The organism is Pseudomonas abyssi (assembly GCF_003444685.1).
GTDB lineage: Bacteria > Pseudomonadota > Gammaproteobacteria > Pseudomonadales > Pseudomonadaceae > Halopseudomonas > Halopseudomonas abyssi.
Genome location: NZ_LMAZ01000002.1, coordinates 205,982 through 218,425, shown reverse-complemented (window position 1 = coordinate 218,425; position 12,444 = coordinate 205,982). Strand labels below are relative to the sequence as shown.

Genomic DNA, 12,444 nt, shown 5'->3' with positions numbered 1-12,444 from the left:
CCGCGAAGGGCTGATGACTTTACCTTCGTGAGGCTATTTTTGCCAGATTGGTGTGTCGCGGCTAACCGCCGAGTAGCGTGCGGACGGCCAGTCCGGTCGCCACGCTGGTGCCGAAGCTGAGCAGTGTCCCGAGTAGGACATACTCCGACACCGGCCGCTTGGCCTGGCGGGTGTCGTTGAAGCGCATGATGCTCTTGGCTGCGAGCAGAAAACCGATGGCCGACCATTGGTCCATAACCACAAAGGCAAAGGCCAGCAGCCGTTCAAGAAAGCCGATCAGACGGCCAGCTTTCTTCAATGATTGCTCATCCTGCAGGTCCACGTGATTCAGCCAGGGCGTCAGGATCAGGGCAATCAGTGACGAAGTCGGATGCAGCAGGAAAAGTGCGCCCACCAGCACGGTCAGCATCTGCGGTTGCAGCAACTGCTCAAAAGCTGCTGCCAACTGACTCCAGTTGTCGGTGGCGCCGCTCCAGAGCAGGACCACGATAGCGACGGGGATGAGTTGGCCGAGCACAAAGCTGGCGGTGAAGGTTTGCGGCCGGGTCAGGCGCTGGTGTTCCAGAATCAACTGGCTGAGCAGTATCACGATGAAGCCCATGAGGCCGCTGACCAGCCCCTGCGACAGCAGCAGGGCACTGATGGCGGCGGCCAATGGCAAGGCCTTGAGAATTAGCCAGGCGCGTTGCTGCAACCGGTCGGCTTGCTCGGGCAGCGGCCGGGCGTTGGCCCACAGGCTGCTGAGCATGTGCAGGAGCAGCATCAATGGCAATAGCATGAGATCAGTCACCGGCCAGCTCCGTAATCCATTCGTGGCTGCGGGCCAGAAAGCGGTCAATCAGTGGGGCTTCGGCACGCTGCAGTGCCTTGTGTACGGTGACTTGAGACTTGCCCAGATGTTCAGCAAGCGCCTTTTGACTAGCGTTCATGGTGGCGTGCAACCACCAGGTCTCGGCTTCGACTCGGGTCCAGTTCTCGATGATGCGAGCGGCAAAGGCGATGGGTAACTCGAGGTGGTCCAGCAGGCTGGCGGAGTGGGTGAAGAGGGCAAGAGTTTCTTTTTTCATACCGTCGAGCCCCTGACCAGAGAGCACGAACGCTTCGCCATAGTGGTTACTCTCAGGCGCGTGCCCGATGCCGATAGCGATGCGGGCGTCGTAACGCTCGTGTTCAGGGCTGGCTGCAATCAGCGCTGCGCGCAGCATCACGGCGCAGCGAACGGCGTCAGCTGAGGACTCCAGCGTCAGTTGAAAGCTGTCACCACGGTACAGCTCGTGGCTGAAGGCGCACAATGGCAGCAGTTTGCTCAACGTGGCACGTAGCTGGTTGATGTAATCCTGCGTATTCTCGACGCCTTGGGAGTCAATCAGGTCGCCGGTCAGGACGGCAGCGATGGTCATGGGCAGGCCTCTGGATGGTTCTGAATGACGTTAGCCTCTAAATGCTAATTTTTCAATATTATCTTTTTTGGGCTATTTTTAAGGTGTGACAGAGGGCACTGATAGAACAGGGGAGTTCACATGATTACCGGCAGTTGCCTGTGCGGTGGGATTCGTTACGAGGTGTCCGGGCCGCTGGAGCCCATTCAGGTGTGTCACTGCGGCCAGTGCCGCAAGGCACAGGGCGCGGCTTTTGCGACCAATATCCCGGTTGCCGAGTCGCATTTTCGCTTGCTGACAGGGCAGGACCTGCTGAACAGCTTCAGCTCTTCGCCGGGCAAGCAGCGTTGTTTCTGCAACCGTTGCGGCTCGCCCATTTTCAGTCGTAATGAGCGCATTCCCGGCGTGCTGCGGATTCGCGCAGGGACGCTGGACGGTGATCTGGATACCCGCTTGCAAGCGCATTTTTTCACCGCCCACAAGGCAAACTGGTTTGAAATTACTGATCGCCTGCCGTGTTTTGCCGAGTTTGCGCCCAGCGTGGAGTAACAAGTGATGCTTGAGCTGCTCGAAGCACTGGCGCGCGGCCTGTTGTTGCTCGGGCGCCTGATTTTGGAAGCGGGTGCGGTGCTCGACCTCAGCCTGCGTCTGCCCGGGCGCTGGTTGCTGCGCTGCCTGTGGCCGCCGCACTGGTTTAGACCGCGGTCCTACCATGCCTGGCTGGAAAGCGCTGCCGGCATCGTCTTTTGGCTGCTGTTGGTGCTGGGGCTGTATTATCTCGACCAGACTTTCGCTATCTGAGGCTAGCCCATGTACCTGCCAGAGCACTTTGCCGAAACCCGCAGCGGTGAACTACACGCCCTGATCACGGCCAACCCGCTGGGTGCGCTGGTCACCAGCGGGTCGGACGGGCTGGATGCCAATCACGTGCCCTTTGAGCTGCTGCCGGACCAGGGGCCGCAGGGTACGCTGCAGGCGCACCTGGCGCGCGCCAACCCCCTGGTCGAGCAGATCACCGATGGTATGCGCGTGCTGGTGATCTTTCAGGGCCCGCAGGCCTATGTGTCGCCCAACTGGTATCCCAGCAAGCACGAGACTCATCGGCAGGTGCCAACCTGGAACTATCAGGTGGTGCATGCCCATGGGCGTATCCGCCTGCGCGACGACGAGCGCTTTGTGCGTGGGCTGGTGGCCCGGCTGACGCGCAAGCATGAGGTGGCGTCCGGGCAGGATCGGCCGTGGAAAATGACCGACTCCAGCCCTGAATACATCAGCCAGATGCTCGCGGCGATTGTCGGTATCGACGTTGAGATTGAGCAGCTGGTCGGCAAGTTCAAACTGAGTCAGAACAAGGCTGCGGAGGATATTGCCGGGGCTGCTGATGGCCTGGAGCGGGGCGGTCATGGTGATCTGGCGGCGGCGATGGCCAGGCCACAAGACTGAAACCTCTCCCTTTTATCGCTCGTACACTGGCGTATCAGCCCTGAACTGGTGCGCAATATGCGGGTCACGGCGCTGCAGGCCGCATTGCTGCGTGGCAAAGTGATGGCACTTTTCTTGCTGAGGGTCTGGCTGTCCAATCAGTCAGGTTTTCTCACCATGCTGTCGATGCTCCGCAACATCTCAATGCGCGGCAAATTGCTGCTGCTCATTCTGCCGGCGCTGGCCGGAACGCTGTATTTCTCCGGTTCCACGGTCAAGGATCGTTACACCCACTTGCAGACAACAGAGTCGGCACGGGCGCTGTTTGACCTGGCGCTGACAGCCGATCCGGCGCTGGAGAATCTGCAAAAAGAGCGGGGTCTGACCGCGCTGTTCATCGCAACCGGGGGCGCTGACGGCCGTGTGGTCGAACGCCTGGAGCTGCAGCGTGCGGCTACAGATGCCAGCCTGAGCGCGCTGCGCTCCGGCATGGCAACACTGCAAGGCGCTGACCGGCTGGCGGTGGCCGCGCAGCTGGCCCGCATCAACGAAGCACTGGATGCCTTGGCGCCGCTGCGTGAACGGGTGATCAACGAGGATGTGGATGCCGCGCTGTCCTATCAAACCTTCACCGATGCCGTCGATGGCCTGATCGCACTGATCCCGGAAATCCTGCTGCGCTCCAACGAGCCACGCCTGACGCGGATGATGGGCGCCTTTCTGGCCTTGAGCGAGGCAAGCGAGTGGGGTGCCAGCGAGATGGCTGCCGGCGCTCAGGTACTGAGTGATGGTGGCGTGTCGCTGGCCCTGGCCAGTCAGGTCAGCGCTGCCGGCGCGCGCCGCCAGGCGCTGCTGGATGCGGCGGCAGGCCTGCTGGGGCCGTCGCTGCAGAGGCAACTGGACGCCATGCAAACGCGCCCGGAAAGTCTCGAGTTTGCAGCGCTGCGTGACCGGCTGATCGGTTCGGAATACGGTTTTTTGGGCATGGCCAATATCGAATGGTTCGACAGTTCCAGCGCGGCGGTCGCGGGTATCTATCAGCTCAAGCAGCAGTTGGCGGTGGATATGGCGAAGGGCACCGATCTGGTGCTGGCGGGCGCGCGCTCGGAGCTGCGTCGGGCCGCCATTATTGGCTGCGTGGTGATTGGCGCGGTGCTGTTGCTGGCGCTGTTGATCATCATGGGGGTATCCGGGCAGGTGAATCAGCTGCTGGGTGATTTTCGTCAGATCATGGAGCGCAAGGATTTGTCGGTGCGCACACGGGTCTGTTCCAAGGACGAGATGGGGCTGATCGGCAGCGCGCTGAACGGGCTGATTGAAACCTTCTCCGGTGCTTTGAGCCAGATTGACGAAACCAGTGTGCGCCTGGCCTCCGCCTCGGAGCAGACCCGCGCCACCGCCAGTCAAAACTCCGACCAGGTGGGCCAGCAGCAGGCGCTGGTCGATCAGGTCGCGGCTGCGGCGGAGGAGATGTCCAGCACCTCGGAAGAGATCTCGCGCAACACCCAGCAGGTGGCTGAAGCGGCGCAACACGCCTCGGCGCGCAATGAAGCCGGTCGCAAGGTAGTGCAGGATAGCGTTGGCCGTATTCGGCATCTGGCCGGGGCCATCGAGCAGGTCAACGGCCAGATGGAGCGGTTGCAGACCAGTAGCGAGTCCATCACCCGGGTGATCGACGTGATCAAGGCGGTGGCCGATCAGACCAATCTGCTGGCGCTCAACGCCGCCATCGAGGCGGCCAGGGCAGGGGAGCATGGTCGCGGGTTTGCCGTGGTTGCCGATGAGGTACGCAATCTGGCGCGTCAGACGCATGATTCTACGGTTGAGATCGAAAGCATGATCAGCGGCTTCCGCGATATCACCGACAGCGTGCGCACCGCGGTGACCGACAGCCACAAGCTGGCCAACCTCAGTGCCGATGAAGCCGAAAAACTCGAAGACACCCTGGCCGCCATCCTGCAGGACGTTGACCGCATCTCCGGCATGGCCTCGCAGATTGCCTCCGCTGCCGAGCAGCAGGTTGCCGTAACGCGGGACATTTCGCGCAGCATGACGTCAGTGCGCGAAACCTCCCTGCAGACCCTTAACGGCTCGCGGGAAATTTCTCAGGTGACCGACAGTCAGGCGCAGTTGGCGGGTGAGCTGCAGGCGTTGGCGCAGGGGTTCAGGGTGGCTTGACAGCTGCGGTATGGTGATTGAGTCGGGTGATGATTGCCCTCACTTAGTTACCGGAGCACAGGCCGCCGCATGAACAGCCAGGAACTGGAAGCACTCTTTGATCAACAGGCCGCAGGCTATGACCAGCAGTGGGCGCGGCAGGCGCCCATCCGCGACTGTCTGCACTTTTTGCTGGAGTCGGTGTTCAGCGAGCTACCGGACAACGCGCACCTGCTGTGTGTCGGCGCTGGCACCGGGCAGGAGTTGCTGTATCTGGCCGCGCGTTACCCGCAGTGGCGCTTCACCGCAGTTGAACCCTCAAGCGCAATGATGCAGGAGTGCCGCCGCAACGCCGAGGCCCAGGGCGTAGCCGAGCGCTGCCGCTTTCACACCGGTTACCTCGACAGCCTGCCGGAAGAGGCGGAATTTGATGCTGCTACCAGCTTTCTCGTCTCGCAGTTTATTCTGGACCCAAAGGCGCGCATCGGCTTTTTCAGCCAGATAGCCGCCCGCTTAAAGCCGGCCGGCATTCTTGCCAGCTCCGACCTCACGGCCCGCGCCGATCCGCAACAGCAGGCGCGGCTGATGACGCTCTGGGCGCAGGTTGTCGCGGCCGAGCCGGTAACGCCCCAGGTGGTTGCGCGGATGCAGCAGACCTATCGCCAGGACGTTGCCGTACTGCCCGCCGATAACGTTGAGGCGCTGATCCGGCAGGCCGGTTTCACCGCGCCGATTCCGTTCTTTCAGGCTGGCATGATCCGCGCCTGGAGCGCGCGTCGGGACTAATCGTCCGCGCACTTCGCCACTTTACCCCGCCGCACGGACGCGGTAATTTCGCCAAGTGGGCAGCGTTGCCCAAGGCCCAGGGATGGCGCGCTTGCTTCTACTTCACCCTGCACTCCGATACTCACGCCACACCCCGATGCCTCGGGTGTGGCGTACTGCTGCGCGTCGCTACCCAGATAAGAACGATAAAGGGAGTTCATCGCAATGACCAACCGGGAGTTTGAACAACTGGTAGCACGCCTGGAAGCGCAGGCGCTGCGGCGCCCGTGGCTGTACAAGATGCGCGTATTGGCGCTGGCGTTGCTGGGCTACGGCTACATCGCCTTTATGCTGGTCGGCTTGTTGTTGACCTCGGTGATCAGCGTTGTCGCGCTCAAGGCGCTGGGCGCCAAGCTGGCGTTGGGGCTGCTGGTGTTGATGTGGATGGTGCTCAAGGCACTGTGGGTCAAACTGGATGCACCGCAGGGGCGGCGCGTAACCCAGAAGGAGGCGCCTGAGCTGTTTGCCATGATCAATGACCTGCGCAAGGGGCTCAAGGCGCCGCGTTTTCATCGCGTACTGATTACCGACGACTTCAACGCCTGCGTGGTGCAAACACCCAGGCTGGGCGTATTCGGCTGGTATCGCAACTATCTGGTCATCGGCCTGCCGCTGATGAAGACGCTCAGCGTAGAACAGTTCAGGGCCGTGCTGGCCCACGAGTTTGGCCACCTTGCCGGCGGCCATGGCCGGGTATCCAACTGGATCTACCGCCTGCGCCTGAGCTGGCATCGCCTGATCGACTCGCTGGTCGGCGAGGGCCGTTTTGGCACCTTTCTGTTTCGCCGTTTCTTCAACTGGTATGTGCCGTACTTTACGGCTTATTCCTTCCCGTTGGCGCGGGCCAACGAGTATGAGGCTGATGCTGCAGCGGCGCGCCTGACTTCGCCGCAGGCGATTGCCGAGGCGCTGACCGCCGTCAACGTAGTGGGGCGTTATCTGGGCGAGCGCTACTGGAGCGATATCCATCGCAGCGCAAGCGACCTGCCGCGCCCGGCCTTTGCACCCTATGGCAGCCTGGCCGACAAGGTGTCCGGCGGCCTGCAGGACCAGCCGATGGCAGACTGGGTTGAACACGCGCTGCAGCGCGAAACCAGCTCAGACGACACCCATCCCGCGCTGGCCGACCGCCTGCGCGCCCTGCAGCAGGGGCCGCTGCTATCGTTGCCTGGCCCTGATGCGCGTGCAGATCGCTTGCTCGGCCCGGTGCTGTCGGCCATCACCGAGGAGCTGGATTGTCGCTGGGAGGCCGCCGTACTGCCCGCCTGGGAAGAGCGCTACCAAACCGCCACGCGCGGACGTGAACGCCTGCGTGAGCTGGATGCAATGCTGCAGCAGGGCACCGAGCTGAACCCGCAGGATGGCTATGAGCACGCCTGCCTGACCGAGGAGTACGGCGCCGGGGAAGACGCCGCCTTGCCGCTGTTCAAAGCCTTGTATCAACAGACTCCGGACCAGCCGGTAGTCTGCTACGCGCTGGGGCTGCGACTGTTGCAGCGCGACGATGATGAGGGCCTGGCCCTGGTCGAAAAGGCCACCGAATTGGATGAAGACGCCCAGCTGAGCGGCTATGAAGTGCTGCGCGACTACTGCTGGCGCCGTGGCCGAGAGGAGGCCGCCCATGCCTGGCATGACCGCCTGCTGGAACGCCACGAGCTGCTGCAGCGCGCACGGGCCGAGCGCGACCAGATCACCCTCAAGGACACCTTTGACCCCCATGGGCTGGATCAGGAGCAGCTTGCCGCACTGCGTGCCCAACTGCGGGCCATGCCGGGGCTGCGTCGGGTTTACCTGCTGCGTAAGCGCGTAGCCCTGTTCCCCGAGCGCCCATTGTTTGTGCTCGGGTATTCCTGTACGCGTTGGTGGGGGCTGTATCGTCGCAAAAAGGTAGACGCTATCGGGCAACGTCTGGTCGATGAAATTCAGCTGCCGGGTGAGGTGTTCGTGCTCAGTACCGATGGCGACAACTACCGCTTTGGTCGTAAGTTCTGGTGGAAGCGCGGGGCGCGGGTGCGGTTATAAAAAGGGTTCCGGCAGCGGTGGCTGCGGATTCTTCATAGCAATCAGGAGAAGACAACATGGTATGGAAGGTTCCTGTGCTGGCGCTGGCAATCACGCTGTTGGCGGGGTGTTCAACGGTTTCGCCGGTGTGCAGTGTGCCCACGGCGTCTGGCCCGCAGGCTGCCAACCTGGTGATTTATCGGCCCGGCGCCATGGTCGGCGTGTTGTATGCCACGCCCATGTCCATCGACCATTGCCGCATCAATGACCTGGATGACGACGCCTATGTTGTGTACCGGTTACCGCCCGGCATGCATCGCATCGCGGCAGAGAAGCGTGCGCTGGAGCTGGGGTCAGGGGCGCAGGTAGAAGCGCTTTTTGAAGCGGGCAAAACCTATTACCTGAGGCAGCACGTCAACCTGGTTGCCGGGCTGGCGATTGTTGATCGTGAAAGAGCGCTGTCGGAGATGCCGCGCCTCGAAGTTTTGTTTGACGAGAACTGAGCTGACGCAAACTGCGCAACAACCGACCGGAGCACCGTGACTACCTTCCGCATCAAATCCGCCGCGAGCGACGCAGAGCTGGTACTGCACAGCCGCAACGGTGATTACTTTCAGGTGACGTTTTCATCCAGCGCGCTCACCTGCCATCAGGATGTCTGGGCCTACATCGATGCCGGTGGGTTGGCGCGCCTGTTCTAGCGGCTGGGCGCACAAAACCGGCCCTGGTCAGAGCCTGAGTGCTGGGCGTCGCTGGAGAGGGAGTTCAAACTGACTGCTACCTGCGATTGGCGCAGAACTGTAACTGTCGGCCTGGAGCTGCAGCCGTTAGGCTCTTCTGAGGGGTGGTACGTCAGAACTCAGTTGCACTGTGAGTTTGGTCAGTTGCCCGCTCTCGCCAAAGCTGCACGTGCTTTCTTTGGCCCGGTACCTGCCTGAGGGTAGGAAACACATCATTATTAAAGGGAATTGGTATGAAGTCCGCACTCCTGGTGGTGGACGTGCAAAACGGCGTATTTGGCTCAGCTCAGCCGCCGTATCAGTCCGAGGCTGTCATCCGCAACATCAACGCCTTGGTGGAATACGCCAACGCACATTCACTGAAAACCGTACTTATCCAGCACCAGATTCCGGGCATGCTCGAGCCCGAGAGCCCGGCCTGGCAACTCTACTCTGGCCTGACCGCGGCCAAGCAGGGCATCACGGTGCGCAAGCAGACACCTGACTCCTTCTTTGGTACTGACCTGGCCGAACGATTGGCACAAGAGGGTGTAGAGCATCTTATTGTCTGCGGCTACTCGACCGAGTTCTGTATCGATCGAACCGTCTTCAGCGCAGCTAGCCGCGGCTACAAGGTGACCCTGGCAGATGACGCCCATACCACCCACGACAAACCACACCTGGATGCTCGCACAATCATTGCGCATCACAGCTTTACGCTCTCGAAGCACCCCAACATCGAGCTGACAGCCACCGCAGCGCTTGTAGCAGAGCAAAAGCCAGCCTGATGTGGGCCAGCATGCGCTAGCCTCGCTCCCTCTAATGGGGGGGGCTCAACCACGCCGCCGGCTCGCCCGGCGGTGTTCAATCTCGTAGCAGGAGAGACGCGATGCATCAGCATGAAAAACTGAATTACGTTGAGTTGGGCGCTAAGAACCTGGCCGCTACCAAAGCCTTCTTCACCGCTGCTTTTGGCTGGGCTTTTGTCGATTACGGCCCGGATTACACGGCGTTTTCCGGTGAGGGACTGGACGGCGGCTTCTTCACGGCAGACGCCTGCAACCGCACAGACAGCGGTGGCGCGCTGCTGGTGTTCTACAGTGTCGACATCGCTGCAACGCTGAGCAAGGTGCAGGCATGCGGCGGCGATATCGTCAAGCCGATCTTCGACTTTCCCGGTGGCTGTCGTTTTCACTTTATCGAACCCAGCGGTAACGAATTTGCGGTCTGGTCGGAGGCACGCACGCCAGCAAATCGGTAACCTGCCCGGTGCCCTGAACGCAACGGAGAATCGCAATGAAAAACTGGCTGCTGGTGATCGCCATGGCCGTGCTGCTGGCTGGCTGCGCCGAACCGCTACCGGAGAACCGGCTGGACTACGTAGGCCAATGGCGCAGCAAAGAGATGAGCCTGCTGATTCTGGCAGACGGCACCGTCGCCTATGAGCGGCTTAAAAGCGGCGGCACCACCTCCATCAATGGGCCCATGCAGGGCTTTGAGGGCGACGACTTTATTGTCGGTCTGCTGTTCTTGACCACACGCTTTGAGGTCAGCGAACCGCCCCACGAAGTAGAAGGTGACTGGACCATGGTCGTCGACGGTGTGCGCCTCTGGCGTGTGCCCGAGAAAGCCATCCAACTCGACAACACCATCTGAGCGCCGCGCAGGAGTCAATCGTCCATGAACAAACCAACCTTTGCGCTGCTCGCCGCAGCCCTGTGTGCGCCTGTGTGGGCAGCGGTAACCGAGCAAGATGTTGCCGCAGCGCGCGAGCCGGCCCTGGCCGGACAAGCCGCTGCCACCGCGCAGTTGTTCCGCTTGTATGAAGGCGCAGATGGCGCCGTGGCCGAGTGGATCAACGAGACACTGGGCCAGGTAGCGCAAGCCCATCCCAAGCTCTTTCTTACCGAGCTGGTGGCCTACAACGGCGGCGCGGAGTGTACGAATGTCTCCGCGCTGGGGCCGGACTTTGTGGATGCCTTTGCCCAGCAGGCCGGCGAGCTGGCTGTGCGGCGGGCCGCGCTGCAATCGGTGGAAGATACAGCGCTGGAGACCGCGCGCGATCATTGCACCGCCCAGCTGGATCAAGCCATCAGCCGCTCCCGCGCAGCCGCTGCAGCGCTGGATGCGGTGGAGTAACCCATGCCTATGACCAACCGTTTTGTGCTCTCTGGCGGCCCCGGCGGCGGCAAGTCAGCGCTGCTTGCTGCGTTGGCCGAGCGCGGTTATCCCGTGGTGCCCGAGTCGGCCCGCGCCATTATCCGCAGCCGACTACAGAGCGGCCTTGCTCCACGGCCCGAGCCCGCCGCCTTTGCCCAGGCCATATTCGAGCAGGACACGCAGCACTATCAGCAATTGCAGACTGTAGACACGCCATGCTTCTTTGATCGCAGCGTGGTAGACGCCCTCTACATGCTGCACGCCGCCGGCGCCATGGACGAGGCCGCCGTAGCGCAACAAAGCAGCGCCTACCCCTACAACCGCACCGTGTTCTTCCTGCCGCCGTGGCAGGCCATCTACCAAACGGACGGCGAGCGAGACCAGACTTTTAGCGAAGCCCAACGCGTGTATGCAAACCTCAAACGCTGGTACCTGCGTTGGGGCTATGACGTGGTGGACGTGCCCTGTTGCAGTGTGCCGGAGCGCGTGGCCTTTGTGCTGCATGCGATAGCTCAGGCGGCAGAGCAGAGCGGGGCAGACTAAAAGCTGCTTTACCACGCACCAGGTTAGGGCTTTAATGGCACTAAGCCAGTTAAAGGAGCCAAAGGATGGCACGCAGACGGACCTCTGCATTTGAAGACCTGATCGTTGTACTGTCACGTCTGCCCTGGTGGGCAAGCTTGGCCATTGGTCTGGTCAGCTGGCTGATATTGCACCCCATCGCCACCGCACCGGTTACCCCGCCCGCGGCCCTCAAACCGGGCGATATGGGCGGCATTCTCACCGCGCAGCTCTGGCGCACCTTTGCCTTGTTCGGCCAATACCTCATCCCCATTGCCTGCGGCCTGGGCGCCATTGGCTCGGTGCTCGCGCGCTACAAACGCAAGCAATTGCTCGGCAGCGTCACCGCCGCCACCCAACCCGGCAAAGCCATCGACGGCCTCAGCTGGCAGCAATTTGAGCACCTCATTGGCGAAGCCTTCCGCCGCAAGGGATACAGCATTACCGAAACCGGCGGCCAGGGCGCCGACGGCGGCGTAGACCTGATCCTGCGTAAGAACAACGAGAAGTACTTGGTGCAATGCAAACACTGGCGCTCGCTCAAGGTGGGCGTACCGGTGGTGAGAGAGTTTTTCGGCGCCATGGCCGCAGAGGGCGCCGCGGGTGGTTATGTGGTCACCTCAGGTCAGTTCACCCAAGAGGCCAAAAGCTTCGCCCAGGGCCGCAACATCCAGTTGATCGACGGCGCCGGCCTTAAACGCCTGATGCTCCGCGCCCAACCAAGCACGCCCATAACTCAGCCAACCAGCACGTCATCCAGCACACCCACCGCCGCAGCCCTCCAGCCCGCAAAAGACCCAACCTGCCCGCTATGCCACAGCAGCATGATCAAACGCATTGCGCGCAAAGGCACTAACGCCGGCAACAGCTTTTGGGGCTGCAGCACCTATCCAAAATGCAGAGGTATCGTGAATGTGCAGCCGCTCTAAATGCCCACATGGCATGTCATACAGGGTTATTGAAAGCACGAAAAGAGGAAGTCGCGTTATTACGTGCGTGGTTGATGGAATGGTGGTAGGTGGCTGTTTTTATTGTTAATTATTTATGCTGATGTGTGGAAGGAGGCGTTGTTATGAAGGAGTCACTGATATGCAATGATGAAGCCTTCGGTCCAATCAGCTGTTATTTGCGCGATAGCGAGCGAGACCCCATATCAGCATAGTGCAAACCGCACAGAGTGCTGTATATCTAAACAGTATATTGGCTGCAGCTGATATGAG

General features: G+C 61.3%; 17 protein-coding genes and 1 pseudogene. 16 read left to right on the top strand and 2 right to left on the bottom strand.

Going from position 1 to position 12,444, the window contains the following annotated elements; all coding sequences use genetic code 11:
• Positions 1–61 precede the first annotated feature (61 nt).
• A complete protein-coding gene (locus ASB58_RS09185; protein WP_147336814.1) occupies positions 62–790 on the bottom strand; it encodes a hypothetical protein in 729 nt (242 codons plus the stop codon).
• Positions 783–1,400 (bottom strand): hypothetical protein, encoded by a 618-nt coding sequence (locus ASB58_RS09180; protein ID WP_118130204.1) that lies wholly within the window; start codon positions 1,398–1,400, stop codon positions 783–785. The genes ASB58_RS09185 and ASB58_RS09180 overlap by 8 nt, the downstream gene beginning before the upstream one ends.
• 120 nt (positions 1,401–1,520) lie before the next feature.
• Here ASB58_RS09180 and ASB58_RS09175 point away from each other — a divergent pair, with 120 nt between their 5' ends.
• The 16 genes and pseudogenes from ASB58_RS09175 to ASB58_RS09115 all read left to right on the top strand — a co-directional run bounded on the left by ASB58_RS09175 (position 1,521) and on the right by ASB58_RS09115 (position 12,153).
• Positions 1,521–1,928 carry a GFA family protein gene (locus ASB58_RS09175; protein ID WP_118130203.1) on the top strand — a complete coding sequence of 136 codons (408 nt, stop codon included), beginning with the start codon at positions 1,521–1,523 and terminating at the stop codon, positions 1,926–1,928.
• 6 nt (positions 1,929–1,934) lie between these two features.
• Positions 1,935–2,180 carry a hypothetical protein gene (locus ASB58_RS09170; protein WP_096004105.1) on the top strand — a complete coding sequence of 82 codons (246 nt, stop codon included), beginning with the start codon at positions 1,935–1,937 and terminating at the stop codon, positions 2,178–2,180.
• 9 nt (positions 2,181–2,189) lie between these two features.
• Positions 2,190–2,822, top strand: a complete 633-nt coding sequence (locus ASB58_RS09165; protein ID WP_118130202.1) for an FMN-binding negative transcriptional regulator — start codon at positions 2,190–2,192, stop codon at positions 2,820–2,822.
• Between the two features lie 57 nt (positions 2,823–2,879).
• Positions 2,880–3,857: pseudogene (locus tag ASB58_RS20540) on the top strand (nitrate- and nitrite sensing domain-containing protein); the annotation flags it as partial.
• A 9-nt stretch (positions 3,858–3,866) separates the two neighbouring features.
• Positions 3,867–4,979 carry a methyl-accepting chemotaxis protein gene (locus ASB58_RS20535; RefSeq protein WP_456239130.1) on the top strand — a complete coding sequence of 371 codons (1,113 nt, stop codon included), beginning with the start codon at positions 3,867–3,869 and terminating at the stop codon, positions 4,977–4,979.
• A 69-nt stretch (positions 4,980–5,048) separates the two neighbouring features.
• Positions 5,049–5,744: a class I SAM-dependent methyltransferase gene (locus ASB58_RS09155; protein WP_118130200.1), complete on the top strand. Its 696-nt coding sequence runs from the start codon at positions 5,049–5,051 to the stop codon at positions 5,742–5,744.
• 204 nt (positions 5,745–5,948) lie between these two features.
• Positions 5,949–7,805 (top strand): M48 family metallopeptidase, encoded by a 1,857-nt coding sequence (locus tag ASB58_RS09150; protein ID WP_118130199.1) that lies wholly within the window; start codon positions 5,949–5,951, stop codon positions 7,803–7,805.
• 56 nt (positions 7,806–7,861) lie between these two features.
• Positions 7,862–8,287: a DUF2846 domain-containing protein gene (locus ASB58_RS09145; RefSeq protein ID WP_118130198.1), complete on the top strand. Its 426-nt coding sequence runs from the start codon at positions 7,862–7,864 to the stop codon at positions 8,285–8,287.
• Positions 8,288–8,323: 36 nt separating this feature from the next.
• Positions 8,324–8,485 carry a hypothetical protein gene (locus tag ASB58_RS20040; protein WP_181977904.1) on the top strand — a complete coding sequence of 54 codons (162 nt, stop codon included), beginning with the start codon at positions 8,324–8,326 and terminating at the stop codon, positions 8,483–8,485.
• A gap of 3 nt (positions 8,486–8,488) precedes the next feature.
• A complete protein-coding gene (locus ASB58_RS20445; RefSeq protein WP_407920678.1) occupies positions 8,489–8,722 on the top strand; it encodes a DUF6228 family protein in 234 nt (77 codons plus the stop codon).
• Between the two features lie 35 nt (positions 8,723–8,757).
• Positions 8,758–9,291 carry a cysteine hydrolase family protein gene (locus tag ASB58_RS09140; RefSeq protein WP_118130197.1) on the top strand — a complete coding sequence of 178 codons (534 nt, stop codon included), beginning with the start codon at positions 8,758–8,760 and terminating at the stop codon, positions 9,289–9,291.
• A gap of 101 nt (positions 9,292–9,392) precedes the next feature.
• Positions 9,393–9,764: a VOC family protein gene (locus ASB58_RS09135; RefSeq protein ID WP_118130196.1), complete on the top strand. Its 372-nt coding sequence runs from the start codon at positions 9,393–9,395 to the stop codon at positions 9,762–9,764.
• Positions 9,765–9,799: 35 nt separating this feature from the next.
• Positions 9,800–10,159 carry a hypothetical protein gene (locus ASB58_RS09130; protein WP_083727115.1) on the top strand — a complete coding sequence of 120 codons (360 nt, stop codon included), beginning with the start codon at positions 9,800–9,802 and terminating at the stop codon, positions 10,157–10,159.
• A gap of 24 nt (positions 10,160–10,183) precedes the next feature.
• On the top strand, positions 10,184–10,642 hold the full coding sequence (locus ASB58_RS09125; protein ID WP_118130195.1) for a hypothetical protein: 459 nt from the start codon (positions 10,184–10,186) through the stop codon (positions 10,640–10,642).
• A 3-nt stretch (positions 10,643–10,645) separates the two neighbouring features.
• Positions 10,646–11,206 carry an AAA family ATPase gene (locus tag ASB58_RS09120; protein WP_202974617.1) on the top strand — a complete coding sequence of 187 codons (561 nt, stop codon included), beginning with the start codon at positions 10,646–10,648 and terminating at the stop codon, positions 11,204–11,206.
• A 65-nt stretch (positions 11,207–11,271) separates the two neighbouring features.
• Positions 11,272–12,153, top strand: coding sequence for a restriction endonuclease (locus ASB58_RS09115; protein WP_118130194.1), 882 nt, complete (start codon positions 11,272–11,274; stop codon positions 12,151–12,153).
• Positions 12,154–12,444 lie beyond the last annotated feature (291 nt).

What these genes read in the sequence shown, in the direction of transcription:
- ASB58_RS09180 (WP_118130204.1), bottom strand. Translation starts at nt 1,400, where the DNA reads ATGACCATCGCTGCCGTCCTGACCGGCGACCTGATTGACTCCCAAGGC.
- ASB58_RS09175 (WP_118130203.1), top strand. Translation starts at nt 1,521, where the DNA reads ATGATTACCGGCAGTTGCCTGTGCGGTGGGATTCGTTACGAGGTGTCC.
- ASB58_RS09170 (WP_096004105.1), top strand. Translation starts at nt 1,935, where the DNA reads ATGCTTGAGCTGCTCGAAGCACTGGCGCGCGGCCTGTTGTTGCTCGGG.
- ASB58_RS09165 (WP_118130202.1), top strand. Translation starts at nt 2,190, where the DNA reads ATGTACCTGCCAGAGCACTTTGCCGAAACCCGCAGCGGTGAACTACAC.
- ASB58_RS20535 (WP_456239130.1), top strand. Translation starts at nt 3,867, where the DNA reads ATGGCGAAGGGCACCGATCTGGTGCTGGCGGGCGCGCGCTCGGAGCTG.
- ASB58_RS09155 (WP_118130200.1), top strand. Translation starts at nt 5,049, where the DNA reads ATGAACAGCCAGGAACTGGAAGCACTCTTTGATCAACAGGCCGCAGGC.
- ASB58_RS09150 (WP_118130199.1), top strand. Translation starts at nt 5,949, where the DNA reads ATGACCAACCGGGAGTTTGAACAACTGGTAGCACGCCTGGAAGCGCAG.
- ASB58_RS09145 (WP_118130198.1), top strand. Translation starts at nt 7,862, where the DNA reads ATGGTATGGAAGGTTCCTGTGCTGGCGCTGGCAATCACGCTGTTGGCG.
- ASB58_RS09140 (WP_118130197.1), top strand. Translation starts at nt 8,758, where the DNA reads ATGAAGTCCGCACTCCTGGTGGTGGACGTGCAAAACGGCGTATTTGGC.
- ASB58_RS09135 (WP_118130196.1), top strand. Translation starts at nt 9,393, where the DNA reads ATGCATCAGCATGAAAAACTGAATTACGTTGAGTTGGGCGCTAAGAAC.
- ASB58_RS09130 (WP_083727115.1), top strand. Translation starts at nt 9,800, where the DNA reads ATGAAAAACTGGCTGCTGGTGATCGCCATGGCCGTGCTGCTGGCTGGC.
- ASB58_RS09125 (WP_118130195.1), top strand. Translation starts at nt 10,184, where the DNA reads ATGAACAAACCAACCTTTGCGCTGCTCGCCGCAGCCCTGTGTGCGCCT.
- ASB58_RS09120 (WP_202974617.1), top strand. Translation starts at nt 10,646, where the DNA reads ATGCCTATGACCAACCGTTTTGTGCTCTCTGGCGGCCCCGGCGGCGGC.
- ASB58_RS09115 (WP_118130194.1), top strand. Translation starts at nt 11,272, where the DNA reads ATGGCACGCAGACGGACCTCTGCATTTGAAGACCTGATCGTTGTACTG.